Origin of the sequence: Tepidicaulis sp. (assembly GCF_965222285.1) — a bacterium.
GTDB lineage: Bacteria > Pseudomonadota > Alphaproteobacteria > Parvibaculales > Parvibaculaceae > Tepidicaulis.
On the sequence record NZ_OZ244942.1, the window covers coordinates 1,434,229 to 1,452,879 of the forward strand.

Sequence of the window (18,651 nt, forward strand, 5' to 3'; positions counted from 1 at the left end):
CGATTATGGCTTGGCTTGATCAATCGGTCCGGTCGCTCTTTTTGACAGAGTTCGTTTCGAGCTTCTGGCTGGCCTTGCGCTATTTCTTCAAGCCCAAGGCGACGCTGAACTATCCCTTCGAGAAGGGCGCGCTTTCGCCGCGCTTTCGCGGGGAACATGTGCTGCGCCGCTATCCAAACGGCGAAGAACGCTGCATCGCCTGTAAATTGTGCGAGGCGATATGCCCGGCGCAGGCCATCACCATCGAAGCGGGGCCGCGCAACAATGACGGTACGCGCCGCACCATCCGCTACGACATCGACATGACCAAATGCATCTATTGCGGTTTCTGCCAGGAAGCCTGCCCGGTGGATGCGATCGTGGAAGGGCCGAATTTCGAATTCGCTGCGGAAACGCGCGAAGAGCTTTTCTACACGAAAGAAAAACTGCTCGAAAACGGCGACCGCTGGGAACGGCAGATTGCGAAAAACCTCGCGCTCGACGCGCCTTACCGTTAAGCAGCGCGTGAGAGAGAAAGAAGGGATCGGGGACTAGGACATGATCGTGGCGACCATCGCGTTTTACCTGTTTGCGGCGGTGACCATTGCGGCGGCCTTTATGGTGATTTCCGCCCGCAATCCCGTGCATTCGGTGCTCTTCCTGATCCTGGCGTTTTTCAGCTCGGCCGGTCTGTTCATTCTGATGGGCGCCGAGTTCGTGGCGATGATCCTGGTCATCGTTTATGTGGGCGCCGTGGCCGTGCTCTTCCTGTTCGTGGTCATGATGCTCGATATCGACTTCAAGAACCTGCGCTCGGAGATGCTGAACTATCTACCGCTCGGCGGGATGATCGGCATCATTCTGTTGCTGGAACTTGGGCTCGTGGCGAGTACCTGGGTTTTCGCGCCGGATGCCGCAAGCCTGGCGGCTGCGCCGGCTCCTGCCGCCGACAGCGGCGTGACCAATGCTGAGGCGCTGGGGCGCGTCATTTACACCCAGTATGTCTATTACTTCCAGGCGGCCGGCATGATCCTGCTGATCGCCATGGTAGGCGCCATCGTGCTGACCCTGCGCAAGCGGGAAGGCGTGAAGCGCCAGATCATTGCCGACCAGGTGGCCCGGACACCGCAGACGGGCGTCGAAGTGAAGAAAGTTGAACCGGGCCAGGGCATTTAAGTCCGTCCGGGAACGTTTGAGGGGAAGCGCTGATGGAAATCGGCCTCGCACATTATCTGATCGTGGCAGCCATTCTGTTCACGCTCGGCATTTTCGGGATCTTCCTGAACAGGAAGAACGTCATCATCATTCTGATGTCGATCGAGCTGATGCTGCTGGCGGTGAACATCAACCTGGTCTCGTTCTCCACCCATCTGGGCGATCTGGTGGGACAGGTTTTCGCGCTTCTGGTGCTGACCGTCGCGGCGGGCGAGGCGGCGATCGGTCTGGCGATCCTCGTTATTTACTTCCGCAATCGCGGCTCCATTGCCGTTGAAGACATCAACGTTCTGAAAGGCTGACCCGATGTATTCCGCGATTGTGTTTCTGCCTCTTATCGGGTGTCTCATTGCCGGCCTTTTCGGCCGCCAGATCGGTGTCAAAGCCTCACAGGTGATCACCTCGGGCCTGCTCGTCATCTCCGCGATCCTCTCCTGGGTGGCCTTCGTCTCCGTCGCGCTGCAGGGCAATGCCGAAACGGTACAGGTGCTCAGCTGGATCGATAGCGGCGCGCTGGAGGCCGATTGGCGCCTGCGCATCGACACGCTGACCGCCGTGATGCTGGTCGTCGTGACGTCCGTTTCCTCGCTCGTGCACATTTATTCCGTCGGCTATATGAGCCACGACCCGCACCAGCCGCGCTTCTTCGCTTACTTGTCACTCTTCACCTTTGCCATGCTGATGCTGGTGACGGCGGACAACCTCATCCAGCTCTTCTTCGGCTGGGAAGGGGTGGGCCTTGCCTCCTATCTTCTCATCGGTTTCTGGTACAAGCGCCCGAGCGCCAATGCGGCCGCGATCAAGGCCTTCGTGGTCAACCGCGTGGGTGATTTCGGCCTGCTGCTCGGCATTTCCACCGTCTTCCTGATGGTGGGCTCGGTGGAGTTCGACGCGATCTTCGCTGCGATCCCGGATATGGCGGGCGATACGTTCCGCTTCTTCGGCTATGACGTGCCGGTCGTGACCACCATCGCGCTGCTGCTCTTCATGGGCGCTATGGGCAAGTCGGCGCAGTTCCTGCTCCATACCTGGCTGCCGGATGCGATGGAAGGCCCGACGCCGGTTTCCGCGCTCATTCACGCGGCGACCATGGTGACGGCGGGCGTCTTCCTCGTTTGCCGCATGTCGCCGATTTTCGAATATTCACCGGACGCCCTGACCTTCGTGACCGTGGTGGGCGCGACGACAGCCTTCTTCGCGGCGACGGTCGGCCTCGTGCAGAACGACATCAAACGCGTCATCGCCTATTCGACCTGTTCGCAGCTCGGCTACATGTTCGCCGCTGCCGGGATCGGCGCTTATGAAGCGGCCATGTTCCACCTCTTCACGCACGCCTTCTTCAAGGCGCTGCTGTTCCTTGGCTCGGGCTCGGTTATCCACGCCATGTCGGACGAGCAGGACATGCGCAAGATGGGCGGTCTTTATAAGCTCATCCCGCTCACCTATTTCATGATGATCATCGGCACCCTGGCGCTGACCGGTTTCCCGTTCACCGCCGGCTATTTCTCCAAGGATGCGATCATCGAGGCGGCTTACGCGTCCCACTCCAGCGCGCATATGTATGCCTTCACGCTGCTGGTGGTCGCCGCGCTCTTCACCTCCTTCTATTCCTGGCGTCTGATCTTCATGACGTTCCACGGCAAGAGCCGGGCGTCGAATGAAGTGCTCTCGCATGTGCATGAATCGCCGGCGGTCATGTGGGTGCCGCTCGCCATTCTGGCGGCAGGCGCGATTTTCGCCGGGATGATGTTCTCGAACTTCTTCGTGGGTGAGGCCTATACGAATTTCTGGGCCGGCACGATCAGCCATGCCAGCGGCAACGAGGTGATGGAACATTTCCACCACGTGCCGGGTTGGGTCGTCTGGTCGCCTTTCGCGGCGATGGTGCTCGGCTTTGCCGTCTCCTGGTACTTCTATATCCGCCGCCCGGACCTGCCGAAGGAACTCGCGCAGACGCACGAGCCGCTCTACAAGTTCCTGCTCAACAAGTGGTATTTCGACGAGCTTTACGATTTCATCTTCGTGCGTCCCGCCTTCTTCCTCGGCCGCACGCTCTGGAAACAGGGCGACGGGCGGATCATCGACGGGATGGGGCCTGACGGGATTGCCGCGCGCGTCTCCGACATCACACGCGGGGTCGTGCGGGTGCAGTCCGGCTATCTCTATCATTATGCATTTGCGATGCTGCTCGGTGTTGCCGCGCTCATCACCTACTTCATGTTCGGAGGGGCGCTTTGATGTTGGACGGGCAGTTTCCGATCCTTTCGCTCGTAACGTTTCTGCCGCTGCTGGGCGCGCTCTTGATCCTGCTCGTCCCGAGCCGGGCGGAAGTGTCCGACCAGAACGTGCGCTGGGCCGCGCTCTGGGTAACGTGCGGAACGTTCCTTGTCTCCCTGATCATCTGGGTGCGCTTCGATCCCAGCACCGCCGACTTCCAGATGGTGGAACAGGCCGAATGGCTGGGCGGCGCGGTCACTTATCATATGGGTGTCGACGGCATCTCCATGCTCTTCGTCATTCTGACGACGTTCCTGATGCCGCTCTGCATCCTCGCCAGCTGGGAATCCATCCAGCACCGGGTGAAGGAATATATGATCGCCTTCCTGGTGCTCGAAACGCTGATGATCGGCGTCTTCTGCGCGTTGGATCTGGTGCTCTTTTATCTCTTCTTCGAAGCCGGTCTCATCCCGATGTTCCTGATCATCGGTGTCTGGGGCGGGGCGCGCCGCGTCTATGCGAGCTTCAAGTTCTTCCTTTATACGTTTGCCGGCTCCGTGCTGATGCTGCTCGCCATCATGGCGATGTATTGGCAGGCGGGCACGACGGATATTCCGACGCTGCTGGCTTATGACTTCCCTTACGGGATGCAATATTGGCTCTGGCTTGCCTTCTTTGCCTCCTTCGCGGTGAAGATGCCGATGTGGCCGGTCCATACCTGGCTGCCCGACGCGCACGTGGAAGCGCCGACCGCAGGCTCGGTCATTCTGGCGGGCATCCTTTTGAAGATGGGCGGCTACGGCTTTCTGCGTTTCTCGCTGCCGATGTTCCCCATCGCCTCGGACCTCTTTGCGCCGCTGGTTTTCACGCTTTCGATCATTGCCATCGTCTACACCTCGCTCGTCGCGCTGGTGCAGGAGGATATCAAAAAACTCATCGCTTATTCCTCCGTCGCCCATATGGGCTTCGTGACGATGGGCATTTTCGCAATGAACGAACAGGGCGTGCAGGGCGGTATCTTCCAGATGCTGAGCCATGGCTGGGTGTCGGGCGCGCTCTTCCTTTGCGTCGGCGTGATTTACGACCGGATGCATACCCGTGAGATCGCCGCTTATGGGGGGCTCGTGCAGCGCATGCCGCTCTATGCCTTTGCCTTCATGCTCTTCACCATGGCGAATGTGGGCCTGCCGGGCACCAGCGGTTTCGTTGGTGAATTCTTGACCATCGTCGGCACCTTCCAGGTGGATACGCGCGTTGCCTCCGTCGCCGCGCTCGGCGTCATTCTGGCGGCCTGCTATGCGCTCTTCCTTTACCGCCGGGTGATCTTCGGCGAGCTGGAAAAAGAGACGCTGAAAAACATTATGGATCTGAACCGCAGGGAAATTCTGACCCTCGCGCCGCTTGTCGCCACGACCATCTTCTTCGGCGTCTACCCGGCCCCGATCATGGACGTCACCGCCGTGTCGGTGGAGAACCTGATCGCCGGTTACGAAGAAGCGCTCGAAACCTACACGGCCGCGGGCGGCAGTACCGGGTTCATCAACCTTGCCGGCCTGCTGGGCGGTCAATAGCCCGAGTTTGAGAGAGAAATATGGAAACCGCACTCGTGCCCGTTCCCGATCTGAACCCCGCGCTGGCTGAAATCATTCTGGCAGTCGGCGCTTTGGGCCTGCTCATGCTTGGCGCTTACACCAAGGCCAGCACCACGCGCCTTGCCAGTATCGGCGCGGTGCTGCTTTTCGCCGTCGCCGCCATCGTGGTGATCGGCCAGCCCGACAGCCGTGTCCTGACTTTCGGCGGCAGCTTCGTGACGGACGGCTTCGGCAAGTTCATGAAAGTGCTGGTGCTTATCGGCTCGGCGGGCGCGATCGTCATGTCCTATAATTTCATCCGCCGGGAAAATATGGATCGGTTTGAGTTTCCGGTGCTGATCGTACTGGCGACGCTCGGCATGTTGATGATGGTGTCGGCGAACGATCTCATCTCGCTCTATGTCGGCCTCGAGCTGCAGTCGCTCTCGCTTTACATCATTGCCGCCTTCAACCGCGATTCCGCCCGCTCGACGGAAGCGGGCCTGAAATATTTCGTTCTCGGCGCGCTCGCCTCCGGCATGATGCTTTATGGCGCCTCGCTCGTTTACGGCTTCACGGGCACGACGAATTTCGACCTCATTGCAGGCATCATCCGCACGGAAGGCATGTCGCTCGGCCTCGTTTTCGGCCTCGTCTTCATCCTCGCCGCGCTTGCCTTCAAGGTTTCCGCCGTGCCGTTCCACATGTGGACGCCCGACGTTTATGAAGGCGCGCCGACCCCGGTTACGGCTTTCTTTGCCTCCGCGCCCAAGATCGCGGCCATGGCGCTTTTCATCCGTGTAATGATGGGCGCTTTCCCCGATGCGAGCGCTGAGTGGCGCCAGATCGTGGTCTTCATTTCCATCGCTTCCATGCTGCTCGGCGCTTTCGCTGCCATCGGTCAGACCAATATCAAGCGGCTTATGGCCTATTCCTCCATCGGCCATATGGGCTACGCGCTGGTGGGGCTCGCCGCGGGCACGGAAGAGGGCGTGCGCGGGATCATCATTTATCTGACGATCTATCTCGTCATGAATCTCGGCGTCTTCTGCTGCATCCTGGCGATGCGCCGCAAGGAAGAAGGCATGGTCGAGGATATCGCGGATCTCGCAGGCCTCTCGCGCCATCAGCCGGTGCTGGCCTTCCTTTTTTCCATGTTGATGTTCTCGCTCGCCGGCGTGCCGCCGCTGGCCGGGTTCTTTGCGAAATATTTCGTCTTCCTCTCCGCTATCGAAGCCGGGCTTTATACGCTGGCGGTGATCGGCGTGCTCTCCAGTGTCGTCGGCGCCTTCTATTACCTGCGTGTGGTGAAGGTGATCTATTTCGACGAACCGGCGCAGCCCTTCGAAGCGCCGCTTGCAAGCGAGCTGCGCGTGCTGCTCGGAGCGTCCAGCATCGTCACGCTCTTCTTCTTCGTTTACCCGGCGCCGCTCATCGCGCTTGCGCAGGCCGCGGCCGGGGCGCTGCTGCCATAGATGGACGGCCCCGCTCTGCCGCAAGGATATAAGCTGGCCTGGTTCGAAGAACTGGACAGCACGAATTCGCAGGCGCGGCGGATGGGAGAGCAGGGCGAGGAAGCACCCGTCTGGATCGCCGCTGAACGGCAGACCGCCGGGCGCGGGCGGCGCGGGCGGGCCTGGGCATCGCCCTCCGGCAATCTCATGTGCACGCTTTATCTGCGCCCGCGCTGCAGCCCGGCTAAGGCAGGCGAACTGTCTTTCGTGGCGGGACTGGCGCTCCATGATGCAGCCTCCGCCATGGCCGGGCCCGCCTTCAGCGACATTATCCGCCTCAAATGGCCGAACGACCTTTTGCTGGGCGGCAAGAAAGCAAGCGGCATTCTTCTGGAAAGCGCAACGCAGGGAAGCGGCGAGGTAAGCTGGCTCGCCGTGGGTATCGGCCTCAACCTTGCCGAGTTTCCGAAAGATACTGAATTTCCGGCCACTTCGCTTGCGGCGGAAACGGGGCAACAGGTCAGCCCGCGCGAGGCGATTGCGGTGCTTGCCCACGCCTTCGATAAATGGCTGAAAATCTGGCAGGGTCCGGAAGGGTTCAGGCCGCTGCGCGACGCCTGGGCGGCGCGGGCCGCAGGGCTTGGCGGCACGATCACCGCGCGCCTGCCGGAGGAAACGGTGACAGGCACGTTCGTGGGCCTCGATGAGGACGGCGCGCTCCGCCTCAGGCTCGACACGGGCGCTGAAAGGGCTATTTCTGCGGGCGACGTCTTTTTCGGGACAGGGTAAGATCGGTTCATGGCAGATGGTACGGGTATGAGTGAGGCGAACGAACTGGTCTTCCTGCCGCTGGGCGGCACCGGCGAGATCGGCATGAACCTCAATCTTTATGGGTTCGGCCCGCCGGACGCGCGCAAATGGATGATGGTCGATCTCGGCGTCACCTTCTCGGATCTGCGCACGCCGGGTATCGACGTGATCATGGCGGACCCGTCTTTCATTGAGGAGCGCCGGGAGGACCTGCTTGGCATCGTCCTTACCCATGGCCATGAAGACCATATCGGCGCGGTCGCGCATCTCTGGCCGTCTTTGCGCTGCGATGTCTATGCGACGCCTTTTACCGCCGAACTCGTCAAAGCCAAGCTCATCGAGGCGGGCATCGAGCAGGAAGTGCCGCTCAAGATCGTGGAGCTCGGCAGCCGCTTCACGCTGGGTCCTTTCGACATCGAACTGGTGACGCTCACCCATTCGATCCCCGAGCCCAATGCGCTCGCCATCCGCACGCCGCTCGGCCTTGTCATGCATACGGGCGACTGGAAGATCGATCCCGATCCCGTGGTTGGTGATGACATCGATATCGAGCGGCTGACGCAGCTTGGGCAGGAAGGCGTGCGGGCGCTCGTCTGCGATTCCACCAATGTGTTCTCGCCTGGCGAATCCGGCTCGGAGGCCGATGTCGCCAAGGGGTTGACGGAACTCATCAAGGATATGAAGGGCCGTGTGGCGGTGACGACCTTCGCCTCGAATGTTGCCCGCCTTGAAAGCGTCATCCGCGCGGCGGAAGCCTGCGGGCGCCATGTGGTGCTGGCCGGACGCGCCATGCACCGCGTCACGACGGCGGCGCGCAAGACGGGGTATCTGCAAAACCTGCCGCCCATCGTACCGGAAGATGAGGCAGGTTATCTGCCCCCTGAAAACGTGCTTTATCTTTGCACCGGCAGCCAGGGTGAGCCGCGCGCCGCCCTTGCGCGCATTGCGACGGACAACCACCCCCATGTCACCTTGTCGGAAGGCGACACGGTGATCTTTTCCTCGCGGATGATCCCCGGCAATGACGTGGAAATTTATGAGCTTCAAAACCTGCTGGCCGAACGCGGCATCCGCGTGATCACGGAGAAGGATCATTTTGTCCACGTCTCCGGTCATCCGTGCCGGGATGAACTGGCGCGCATGTATCAATGGATCAAGCCGGAGGTCGCCGTGCCGGTGCATGGCGAGGCGCGGCATCTGCTTGAACATGCCGAGCTTGCCCGCGAGCTGCAGGTGCCGCAGGCCATGGTTTTGAAAAACGGGCTCATGCTGCGCCTTGCGCCCGGCCCGGCGGAGATCATCGATGAAGCGCCGAACGGGCGGCTTTATCTTGATGGCGACATTCTGATGCCGTCCTGGGACCCGGCGGTGCAGGAGCGCCGGAAGCTTGCCTTTGCTGGTTCCGTCTTCGTCACGCTGGTCCTTGACGGGCAGGGCAAGGTGCTGGGCGAACCGCAGGTGCGTCTTCTCGGTCTGCCGGAGGAAGATGGCAGCGGCATTTCCTTCGAAGAACGCGCGCTCGACGCCATCGACGATGTGCTGGACAGGCTTCCCTTGCGCAAACGCAAGGATGACGCAGCGGTCGCCGAGCTTTTGCGCCGGGCGGTGCGTGGGGCGATCCGCCGGGAGTGGGGAAAGAAGGCCGCCGTGGAAGTGATCGTGACGCGGGTCTGAGAGCCTGTGCTTGCCCCCTCAGGCCAAGCGCTCTAGTTTTGCGCCAACACATATTTGCTGTTCTGAAGGAGAGTTTCGATGCTGGGCCGTTTGAACCACGTAGCGATTGCCGTTCCCAATATGGAAGAAGCCGCCGCCGTTTACCGCGACACGCTGGGCGCGAAAGTGTCCGAGGCGGTGCCGCAGCCGGACCACGGGGTGACGACCGTTTTCGTCGAACTGGAAAACACCAAGATCGAATTGCTCGAGCCGCTGGGCGAGGATTCCCCGATCCTCAGCTATCTGAAGAAAAACCCGAAAGGCGGCATCCACCACGTCTGCTACGAAGTGGAAGACATCATGGCCGCCCGCGATCAGATGCGCGAAAAAGGCGCGACCATCACCGGCACGGGCGAGCCGAAAATCGGCGCCCATGGCAAGCCCGTGATCTTCCTTCACCCGAAGGATTTCAACGGCACCTTGATCGAGCTGGAAGAGGTTTGAGGACGAGGGCATGAGCCTGACCGATTTCATTCAAGCCGCCGCCATTTATGCGGTGATCTGGTGGCTGGTGCTGTTTGCCGTGCTTCCCTGGGGCGTGCGCTCGCAAGGGGAGATGGGGCAGACCGTACCCGGCACCGAAGACGGCGCACCGGTCAGGCCGCTTTTGCTGCGCAAGGTGATCGCCACGACGATCACCGCTGCCGTGATCTATGCCGGCGTTCACTGGCTGCTGAATTATTCCGGCGTGACGCTGAACGACATTCCCTTCTTCCCGAAATTCGAGCCGGTGCGCTGAAGACTTATCCCCGCTTTGTGATGTGCCTGTCATACTTGGGGCCTTATCAAGAGGGATAAAAGCGGCGAGGGAAGATGGCGGCAGAAGGGGCGGCAGGACCCCAAGCGCAAGGCAGCGCCTGGGACGTTTTCAAAGCATTTCTGGTTCTGGGGCTCACCAGCTTTGGCGGGCCCGTGGCGCATCTAGGCTATTTCCGTGAGGCGTTCGTTGCGCGGCGCGCCTGGCTGAGCGAGGCGGCTTACGGCGATCTCGTGGCGCTCTGCCAGGTATTGCCGGGCCCGGCCTCCAGCCAGGTGGGCATGGGAATCGGCCTGCACCGGGCAGGCCTTGCCGGCATGGCGGCGGCCTGGACCGCCTTTACGCTTCCCTCCGCGCTTCTGCTTGCCGGGTTCGCTGCCGGGCTTGCCGTGCTGCAACCCTCCGCTGAGACGGACTGGCTCCTCGGGCTGAAAGCGGCCGCTGCCGCCGTCGTCGCTCAGGCACTGATCGGCATGGCAAAGAGCCTGACGCCGGATCTGCCGCGTGCCGCGCTTGCCGTCCTCGGCTTCTTTCCGCTGGTCCTCGCGCCCCATCCCATGACCCCCGTCCTGGTACTCCTCGGCGGCGGAGCGCTGGGCTGGCTTTTCCTCAAGGAAGACCCGAATGGTGCGGGGGAGGCGCCGGGCACCCTCAACACGCTGCCGCGCAAAGGGGCGCTCGCCGCTCTTGCCGCTTTTGCCGCGTTGCTGGCGCTTCTGCCGCTGGCGGCTATCGAGGGCGGTCCAGCGGCGGCACTGATCGACAAGTTCTACCGGGCAGGCTCTCTCGTCTTTGGCGGCGGCCATGTGGTACTGCCGCTCCTTCAAAGCGAGATGGTCTCCACGGGCTTTGTCAGTGAGGCGGACTTCCTGGCGGGCTATGGCGCGGCTCAGGCGGTGCCGGGCCCGCTTTTCACCTTCGCCGCGTTTCTGGGATATGCCTCGGAAGGGGCGGTCACAGGCCCGCTCGGCGCGGCGCTGGCGCTTATCGCAATATTCCTGCCTTCCGCCTTGCTGCTCCTGGGCGTCCTACCGTTCTGGGCAGGGCTGCGGGCGAATGCGGCGCTACGCCGGGGGCTTGCCGGGGTGAATGCCGCGGTTGTCGGCCTGCTGGCGGCGGCCTTTTACGACCCGGTGCTTCTGGAGGGGGTAAAGAGCCTGCCTGCAGCGCTCATCGCCCTTGGCGGTCTCGGCGCGCTTTATTTCGCCAAAGTGCCGCAATGGCTGGTCGTGGCGGCGGCAGCGCTGGCTGGGGCGGTGCTGCTCTAGATTTTCGGAAACTGGCAGACGTGTTGCCCAAAAAAGAAAGCAAGGCTGCGGATACCGCGCCTTGCTCCAGTCACTCGCCCACCCGGGCCTCAGAAGAGGGACGAAACTTTTGTTCCGTGCCGGGTGTTCTCCTCCCTAAACTTGGACTGCTCTTTGGCAGGCCCCTTTTTTGTATGCCCGGAGTATATGGAGGGGTGCAGAGTGTGTCTACGCAATTTTTTAAGAACTATGACACTTTCCGGGTAATAAGCGGCATACTTACAGCCGTGTCAGCGTAAGTTTATGCCACGGCGAGTTTGATGGCGAAGGCCGCGGCCAGCCCCCAAAGCACAGGATGCACCTGCCGGGCCTGACCCGTCAGCGCCTTGAGCGCGGCATAGGTGATGATCCCGAGCCCGATCCCCGTTGCGATGGAAAAGGTAAGGGGAATGGCGATCAGCGTGACGGTGGCGGGAATGGCTTCGCTCGTCTCGCGCCAATCGACTTTCCCGAGCCCCTGCATCATCAGGCAGGCAACGAGAATAAGGGCGGGAGCTGTCGCAAAACCCGGCACCGCGCCGATCAAGGGCGCGAAGAAGAGACAGGCTAGAAAGGCAAGCCCCGTGACGATGGCGGTAAGGCCTGTGCGCCCGCCCGCCTCGATGCCCGAGGTGCTTTCGATATAGGAGGTGGTGGTGGAGGTGCCGAGCAGCGCGCCCACAGACGTCGCCGCCGAATCCGCGATCATGGCCTTTTTCATGCCGATGAGGCGGCCTTGCCCGTCGATAAGCCCCGCTCGAGCGGCAACGGCGACAAGCGTACCCGCCGTATCCAGGAGATCCACCAGCAGAAAGACGAAGATGACCGTGACGAGACCGGCGCCAAGCGCGCCGGCGAGATCGAGCTCCATGAAGGTGGGCAGGAGCGAGGGTGGCAGCGACACCAGTCCTCCGCCGGTTCCCGCATCCGGCGCGCTCAGCCCGACAAGCCCCGCAATCAGCGTGAGCAGCAGAATGACGCCGAGCACCGCGCCCGGCAGCTTACGGGCATAAAGCGCGCCCATCGCAAGAAAACCGCCTGCCGCGAGCCAGACCTCGGGCCGGGACATATCGCCGAGCTTGACGAGCGTTGCCGGAGAGGCGGTGACGATCCCGGCATTCTGCAGCCCGATAAAGGCAAGGAAGAGCCCGATCCCCGCCGCGATGGCCTGTTTCTGGGAGGCGGGAATGGCGTTGATCATCTTCTCACGGAACGTCGAGATGGAAAGCGCCAGAAAGATGAGGCCGGAGAAAAAGACGCAGCCGAGCGCGATGCGCCAGTCGCCGCCCAGCGCCGGTACCACGGTGAAGGCGAAATAAGCGTTGAGCCCCATGCCGGGCGCCTGAGCGATGGGCAAGTTTGCATATAGTCCCATCAGAAGAGAGCCGAAGGCAGCTGCCAGGCAGGTGGCGACGAAGACGGCGTTCTTGTCCATGCCGGCCTCGGCCAGGATCAGCGGATTGACGGCGACGATATAGGCCATGGTCAGAAAGGTAGTGAGACCGCCCGTTATCTCTTGGCGCAGGCTCGATCCGCGTGCGGAAAGCTGAAAGTAGGAAAGAAAATCGTCCGCATGCGCCATTTTGCCTACTGTCCCCCGGTACTGGCTTGCGTTAAGCTTTTTCTATTGTGCCGCTGAGGCTTTTCATCTGCCATTCAGGCAGAATCGATTAGCTTTATCGGAAAGTGTTTCATATACTTTTTGAAAAGGCGCCGTCTGGGGCAAAGCCTTTTTTAAAGAACCGGCATTAATCTGGGGATGATGAACGGACAAGCACAGCTCGCCGCGGTCCTATTCGCTGGCATGGTCTCCCAAGGAGACGGCACTTCCACGGAACCTGGCGTTACCGCCGGAAAACTGGAAGCATCACGTACACGCCCTGAAATCGTTGAAATCAGCGATCCGGCCTGCGCTCTGGTCACGGAGCATGTGCCGGCGGCCAATGTGGCCTATCAGCCGGGTGTCAGCACCACGGGCAAACAGGTGGTGAGCGCCGATTTGAACCCGTCGTCCTACAGTCTGCGGCCGATCTATCAGTTCGACGTGGAAATCACGCCGGACAGCCTGTCCGACAAGTATAAAGGCCAGACCGGTCTGCCTGTTGCCACCATTACCTATGAGCCGGAGACGGGCAAAGTCCTGCTTGATGGCGAGGAAATGGTCTGGCTGCACGAAAAGGCGCTTTATGCGGCGTGTGCGGCCCGCAACGCCAAGAAATAATCGCTTTCACCGCCCGCCCTGACCGGCAGCCACTGTCTTGACTTGGGACAGTGGGCCTCGCACCCTGCCTGCACATCACATGTGGGGGCACTATGCGCGCGACAGGCATCGCCGCGGCCAGAAGGGCCGGGCAGTCGGTATCGGGAAATTCAGGCCGGCAGAGGGCCAGAAGTCTTAGCCAAAGACTGGCGCGCATGGCGGGGTTTGCCGCGCTGAGCGGCGCGCTTCTTCTGGGCGGCGCCTTGGGCGGCTCGGGCGAGGCGGCGGCCCGCTCCTATAATTGGAAGATCACCAAGACCGAATGGTCCCCGGCGGACGAGAAAGGCTTCAGCGAGTTCGTCGAGGCGCTGGGCGCTGCCGATTGCTGGACGGTGGATGAGTGCCTGCGAAGCCCGGCGAACCCCTACCGCAGCACCGACCCGCGGGGGCTGCGCTTCCGTTCCGACTGCGCGGACTTTCCTTATGTGCTGCGCGCTTATTACGCCTGGAAGAACGGGCTGCCGTTTTCCTATGCGATCGGCGTGAATTCCACCACGGGCTATTTCTCCGATGTCCGCTACACCTCGAACGGCAACCGCGTCACGGCAAGAAAGACCGTTCCGGCAACGGCGCAGGGCGTACCTGCGCTGCCCCTCATTGTGGAGATGCGCAATGCGGTTTCCACCGCCATGTACCGCCATCATGCGGACGCGGATGATGCGCAGAATTTTACCGACTTCTATTCGCCGGAAATCACCCGCGAAAGCATCCGCCCCGGCACGGTGCTTTACGATGTGAACGGTCATGTCGCCATGGTCTGGCGGGTGGAGGATGACGGGCGCATTCTCAATATCTCCGCCCACCCGGACAATTCCGTCTCCCGCTCTTTTTACGGGCGCAACTTCCTGCGCACGAAGCCGGAGCTCGGCACGAATTTCAAGAACTGGCGTCCTCAGCGCCTTGTGGGGGCGACGCGCCGGGCAGACGGCACGTATGTGGGCGGGCATATCGAAGCGCCGCTGAATAGCGAGCTCGAAGACTTTTCCCTGGAACAGTATCTCGGCACCCAGACCAATCCGAGCGGCAATTGGCGCAATGCGACGTTCGTCCATAAAGGCGAGGAGCTGGATTATTATCACTATATCCGCTCGGTCATGGCCAAGGGCGATCTGACGCTGAACCCGGTCAGCGAGATGCAGGCCATGATGCGCTCGCTCTGCTACGACATCCGCGCGCGCAAAGACGCGGTCGAGCAGGCGCTGATGAACAATATCCACCGCATGGAGGCGCCGGCGCGTTTGCCAAAGAATATTTACGGCACCTATGGCTATTGGGAGCTCTATTCGACGCCCTCCCGCGATGCCCGCCTCAAGACCTCCTTCAAGGAGATGCGCGACCAGATCGAGGCCATGGTGAAAATGTACCGCCAGGGCGTGAGCACGGTTTCTTATGAGGGGAATGACCTGGCAGGCGATCTTATCGCCGCTTTCGAGGCGCAGAGCGAAAGCTGCAAGACCAGCTATACCCGTACCAATGGCAAGACCGTGACCTTGAGCGTCGAGGACGTGATGAACCGGCTCTTCGATCTCTCCTTCGATCCTTATCAATGTGTCGAGCGGCGCTGGGGCGCGCAAAGCGCCGAGGAGCTGTCCTCCTGCCCGGATGGGCCCGCGAAGCGGCGCTGGTATGAAGCGCAGCGCTTTTTGCGCAATCAGATCGACCGGACCTATGACGTTTCGATGGATTATACGCCTGCCGAACTGGAGGCGGGCCCGCATGAGGTCTATACGGGCCGGGGCGTCAAATCCCCGCCGGATGTCGATATGCGGGCGTATCTGACGCGGCTGAAAGCCGAGCAGCTTGCCTCCGGCGGCACGCTGGCGCAGGAGGCGCCGCAGGTCGCGGTGGATTGAGGCGGGGCCTGCCCTTCGGGGCCGCCTTTGCCCCATTGCCTCAAGCCGGTCTAGCCCCTAATACTTGCCCACTTGCCGCGCGGCTACCGCGCGGGCCCGCCTCCCTCCAACCGGTCAGTCAGAACTCATGCGCCTTTCCAATTATTTCCTGCCCACCTTGAAAGAAAATCCCGCCGAAGCGCAGATCGTCTCGCACCGGCTGATGCTGCGCGCCGGCATGATCCGCCAGACGAGCGCAGGCATCTATGCCTGGCTGCCGCTCGGCCACCGGGTGCTGAAGAAGATCGAGCAGATCGTGCGGGAAGAAATGGACCGGGCAGGGGCGATCGAGCTTTTGATGCCGACGCTGCAATCCGCCGATCTCTGGCGCCAGTCGGGCCGCTATGACAGCTACGGCAAGGAGATGCTGCGCATTCAGGACCGCCATGAGCGCGAGATGCTCTACGGGCCCACGAACGAGGAAATGATCACGGATATTTTCCGCCGGGAGGTGAAGAGCTACCGCGATCTGCCGCGCAATCTCTACCATATCCAGTGGAAGTTCCGGGATGAGATCCGCCCGCGCTTCGGCGTCATGCGGGGGCGTGAGTTCCTGATGAAGGATGCCTATTCTTTCGATCTGGATGAAGCGGCGGCGCGCCGATCCTACCAGAAGATGTTCATCTCCTACCTGCGCGCGTTCTCGCGCATGGGCCTGAAAGCCATTCCCATGGCCGCCGATACGGGCCCCATCGGCGGGGATATGAGCCACGAATTCATCATTCTGGCGGAAACGGGCGAATCCGAGGTGTTCTGCGACCGCACGCTGGTGGATATGCCCGCGCCCGGCGATGAGGTGGATTACGAGGCCGATCTCACGCCCATCATCGAGCAGCGCACCTCGCTTTATGCCGCGACCGATGAAAAGCACGATGCGGCGAAATTCGAGGCGGATGTGCCCGCAGATAACCGTCTTTCGGCCCGCGGCATCGAGGTGGGGCATATCTTCTTCTTCGGCACGAAATATTCCGAGCCGCTCGGCGCGCTTGTTGCCGGGCCCGACGGCAAGGACGTGCCCGTGCAGATGGGCTCTTACGGTATCGGCGTCTCCCGCCTTCTTGGCGCCATTATTGAAGCTTCCCATGATGAGAATGGAATCATCTGGCCGGAAAGCGTGGCGCCTTTCAAAGTGGGGCTCATCAACCTGAAATCGGGCGATGCGGAGACTGACGCCGCCTGCGCAAAGCTCTATGCGACGCTGACGAAAGCCGGTGTCGAGGTGCTCTACGATGACCGGGACGAGCGGGCGGGCGCCAAGTTCTCCGGCATGGACCTGATCGGTCTGCCCTGGCAGCTTGTGGTGGGGCCGCGCGGCCTGAAAAACGGCGTGGTCGAGCTGAAGGAACGGGCGACGGGCACCCGCGAGGAGCTGAGCACCGAGGCGGCGGTTAAAAAGCTGATCGGCTAAGGCGAGGCTACTCTTAAAGTATTACGTGAGGAGCAGGAATGCGGGAGGCGGAAAACGGCATGGGTGAGGCGCTGAAAAAGCAGGCGACCGCGCCGTTTTCTCCCTTCGAGTGGCTGCTCTCGCTGCGCTATCTGCGCGCCCGGCGCCGAGAAGGCTTCATCTCCGTTATCGCCGGGTTTTCCTTCGTCGGCATCATGCTGGGCGTGGCGACGCTGATCATCGTCATGTCGGTGATGAATGGCTTCCGCATCGAGCTTCTGGGCAAGATCCTGGGCCTGAACGGCCATATGATGGTGCGGGGATATGTAAGCGATATCAGTGACTTCGATGCACGCGTTGCATCGATCCGTCAAGTGGACGGGGTCACTTATGTCAGCCCGCTCGTCGAAGGCCAGGTGATGGCTTCGAGCGCGAATGGCGGCAGCGGCGCGCTGGTGCGCGGCATCCGCGAGGAAGATCTGAAGGCGCTCGGCCCCGTTTCAGGCGGCGTTCTGGCGGGCTCTCTCGACGGCTTCGATGAGGGCGGCGGCGTGGCCATCGGCTCGCGTCTTGCCCGCTCGCTGGGGCTAAGGCTCGGGGACAATGTCACGCTGCTTTCCCCGCGCGGCGCGTCAACGCCTTTCGGCACCGCCCCGCGCGTGCGCTCTTATCCGATCAAGGCCGTCTTCGAAGTTGGCATGTCGGAATATGATGCGAGTTTCATCTTCATGCCGCTGGCCGATGCCCAGAGCTATTTCAAGACCGGCGAGGGCGCGGTGACGGCCATCGAGGTGAAGATCGAGAACCCGGATGAGGTGCGCGATTTCATCCTGCCCGTCTCCCAGGCCGCCGGGCCTTCCTTGCAGGTCTATACCTGGCAGCAGCTCAACCAGAGCTTTTTCAGCGCCTTGCAGGTGGAGCGGAACGTCATGTTCCTTATTCTGACGCTCATTCTGCTCGTTGCCTCGCTCAATATCGTCTCGGGCCTCATCATGCTGGTGAAGGACAAGGGGCGGGATATTGCGGTGCTGCGCACCATGGGCGCCTCGCGCGGCTCGGTCATGCGGGTCTTCTTCATCACCGGGGCGAGCATCGGGGTGAGCGGTACGCTGGCCGGTTTTGTACTCGGTCTCGTCTTCTGCCTGAATATCGAAAATCTGCGCCAGGGCCTCTCCAACCTCCTGGGCACGGAGCTTTTCTCGCCGGAAATCTATTTCCTCTCGCGCCTGCCTGCGGTGGTGGAGCCGGGCGAGGTGATGGCCGTGGTGGGCATGTCGCTCTTCCTTTCGGTAGTGGCGACGCTCTACCCATCCTGGCGGGCCGCTTCCCTCGATCCGGTGGAGGCGCTGCGCTATGAGTGAAGCGATTGCGCGTGTGGCGCTGAGGCTGGAAAAGGTCGCCCGGATTTACGAACAGGGCGGGGCGACGCTACGGGTTTTCGAGGATCTCGATCTCGAAGTGCGCGAAGGCGAGATGGTGGCTCTTGTCGGCCATTCGGGGGCAGGCAAATCCTCGCTTCTGCATATTGCCGGGCTCCTTGAACGGCCGACCGGGGGCAGCGTTGAAATCGGCGGGCGGGACTGCACCGCGCTCGACGATGCCGGGCGCACGGCGGTGCGCCGCGCCGATATCGGTTTCGTCTATCAGTTCCACAATCTGCTGCCTGAATTCACCGCGCAGGAAAACGTGGCGCTGCCGCACATGATCGCAGGTTATTCCAAGGCAAGCTCAATGCAGGAAGCAGAGCGGCTGCTGACGAAATTCGGCCTCGGTGCGCGGCTCACCCACCGGCCGCCGGAGCTTTCGGGCGGTGAGCAGCAGCGCGTTGCCATTGCCCGGGCGCTGGCTAATCATCCTAAGGTCGTTTTGGCGGACGAGCCGACGGGCAATCTCGATCCCGGCACCTCCCGCGCCGTTTTCGCAGAGCTTCTGGACGTGACGCGGACGGAGGGCGCGGCCGCGCTCATCGCCACCCATAACCTCGATCTTGCAGGGCAGATGGACCGGCTGGTGCTGATCCATGACGGGGCGATCCGCGAGGGCGCGGAAATCGCCAAGCACTATCACAGCCTCTGACGCCGCCTTCCAGAACCACAGCTTTTCTGCCGTT

17 protein-coding genes are annotated in these 18,651 nt (G+C 61.7%); 16 read left to right on the plus strand and 1 reads right to left on the minus strand.

What is annotated here, in order from left to right; translation table 11 throughout:
- The first annotated feature begins 5 nt into the window (after positions 1-5).
- The 11 genes from nuoI (at position 6) to chrA (ending at position 10,984) form a co-directional block, all read left to right on the plus strand.
- Positions 6-497, plus strand: coding sequence for an NADH-quinone oxidoreductase subunit NuoI (nuoI, locus tag ACOQOT_RS06735; RefSeq protein ID WP_045444025.1), 492 nt, complete (start codon positions 6-8; stop codon positions 495-497).
- A 40-nt stretch (positions 498-537) separates the two neighbouring features.
- Entirely contained in the window at positions 538-1,155 is a 618-nt protein-coding gene (locus ACOQOT_RS06740) for an NADH-quinone oxidoreductase subunit J (RefSeq protein ID WP_420561570.1), read from the plus strand.
- A 32-nt stretch (positions 1,156-1,187) separates the two neighbouring features.
- Positions 1,188-1,496, plus strand: a complete 309-nt coding sequence (nuoK, locus tag ACOQOT_RS06745) for an NADH-quinone oxidoreductase subunit NuoK (RefSeq protein WP_420561571.1) — start codon at positions 1,188-1,190, stop codon at positions 1,494-1,496.
- A 4-nt stretch (positions 1,497-1,500) separates the two neighbouring features.
- Entirely contained in the window at positions 1,501-3,432 is a 1,932-nt protein-coding gene (gene nuoL, locus ACOQOT_RS06750) for an NADH-quinone oxidoreductase subunit L (RefSeq protein ID WP_420561572.1), read from the plus strand.
- Positions 3,432-4,982, plus strand: coding sequence for an NADH-quinone oxidoreductase subunit M (locus ACOQOT_RS06755; protein WP_420561573.1), 1,551 nt, complete (start codon positions 3,432-3,434; stop codon positions 4,980-4,982). The genes nuoL and ACOQOT_RS06755 overlap by 1 nt, the downstream gene beginning before the upstream one ends.
- A 20-nt stretch (positions 4,983-5,002) precedes the next feature.
- Positions 5,003-6,457: an NADH-quinone oxidoreductase subunit NuoN gene (gene nuoN / locus ACOQOT_RS06760; RefSeq protein WP_420561574.1), complete on the plus strand. Its 1,455-nt coding sequence runs from the start codon at positions 5,003-5,005 to the stop codon at positions 6,455-6,457.
- Positions 6,458-7,225 (plus strand): biotin--[acetyl-CoA-carboxylase] ligase, encoded by a 768-nt coding sequence (locus ACOQOT_RS06765; protein WP_420561575.1) that lies wholly within the window; start codon positions 6,458-6,460, stop codon positions 7,223-7,225.
- Between the two features lie 27 nt (positions 7,226-7,252).
- Positions 7,253-8,920, plus strand: coding sequence for a ribonuclease J (locus ACOQOT_RS06770; protein ID WP_420561921.1), 1,668 nt, complete (start codon positions 7,253-7,255; stop codon positions 8,918-8,920).
- 78 nt (positions 8,921-8,998) lie between these two features.
- Positions 8,999-9,403 (plus strand): methylmalonyl-CoA epimerase, encoded by a 405-nt coding sequence (gene mce, locus ACOQOT_RS06775; RefSeq protein WP_420561576.1) that lies wholly within the window; start codon positions 8,999-9,001, stop codon positions 9,401-9,403.
- Between the two features lie 10 nt (positions 9,404-9,413).
- Positions 9,414-9,698: a DUF1467 family protein gene (locus ACOQOT_RS06780; RefSeq protein WP_420561577.1), complete on the plus strand. Its 285-nt coding sequence runs from the start codon at positions 9,414-9,416 to the stop codon at positions 9,696-9,698.
- A 74-nt stretch (positions 9,699-9,772) separates the two neighbouring features.
- Positions 9,773-10,984 carry a chromate efflux transporter gene (chrA, locus tag ACOQOT_RS06785; RefSeq protein WP_420561578.1) on the plus strand — a complete coding sequence of 404 codons (1,212 nt, stop codon included), beginning with the start codon at positions 9,773-9,775 and terminating at the stop codon, positions 10,982-10,984.
- A 280-nt stretch (positions 10,985-11,264) separates the two neighbouring features.
- Here chrA and ACOQOT_RS06790 read toward each other — a convergent pair whose 3' ends face one another.
- A complete protein-coding gene (locus tag ACOQOT_RS06790; RefSeq protein WP_420561579.1) occupies positions 11,265-12,584 on the minus strand; it encodes an NCS2 family permease in 1,320 nt (439 codons plus the stop codon).
- Positions 12,585-12,761: 177 nt separating this feature from the next.
- Between ACOQOT_RS06790 and ACOQOT_RS06795 the strand changes: the two genes are divergently transcribed.
- The 5 genes from ACOQOT_RS06795 to ACOQOT_RS06815 all read left to right on the plus strand — a co-directional run bounded on the left by ACOQOT_RS06795 (position 12,762) and on the right by ACOQOT_RS06815 (position 18,617).
- Positions 12,762-13,223 carry a hypothetical protein gene (locus ACOQOT_RS06795; protein WP_420561580.1) on the plus strand — a complete coding sequence of 154 codons (462 nt, stop codon included), beginning with the start codon at positions 12,762-12,764 and terminating at the stop codon, positions 13,221-13,223.
- Positions 13,224-13,417: 194 nt separating this feature from the next.
- On the plus strand, positions 13,418-15,115 hold the full coding sequence (locus ACOQOT_RS06800; RefSeq protein WP_420561581.1) for a hypothetical protein: 1,698 nt from the start codon (positions 13,418-13,420) through the stop codon (positions 15,113-15,115).
- Positions 15,116-15,242: 127 nt separating this feature from the next.
- A complete protein-coding gene (gene proS, locus ACOQOT_RS06805; protein WP_420561582.1) occupies positions 15,243-16,562 on the plus strand; it encodes a proline--tRNA ligase in 1,320 nt (439 codons plus the stop codon).
- Positions 16,563-16,600: 38 nt separating this feature from the next.
- Positions 16,601-17,902: a lipoprotein-releasing ABC transporter permease subunit gene (locus ACOQOT_RS06810; protein ID WP_420561583.1), complete on the plus strand. Its 1,302-nt coding sequence runs from the start codon at positions 16,601-16,603 to the stop codon at positions 17,900-17,902.
- On the plus strand, positions 17,895-18,617 hold the full coding sequence (locus ACOQOT_RS06815; RefSeq protein ID WP_420561584.1) for an ABC transporter ATP-binding protein: 723 nt from the start codon (positions 17,895-17,897) through the stop codon (positions 18,615-18,617). Before ACOQOT_RS06810 ends, ACOQOT_RS06815 begins: the two co-directional genes overlap by 8 nt.
- Positions 18,618-18,651: the final 34 nt, after the last annotated feature.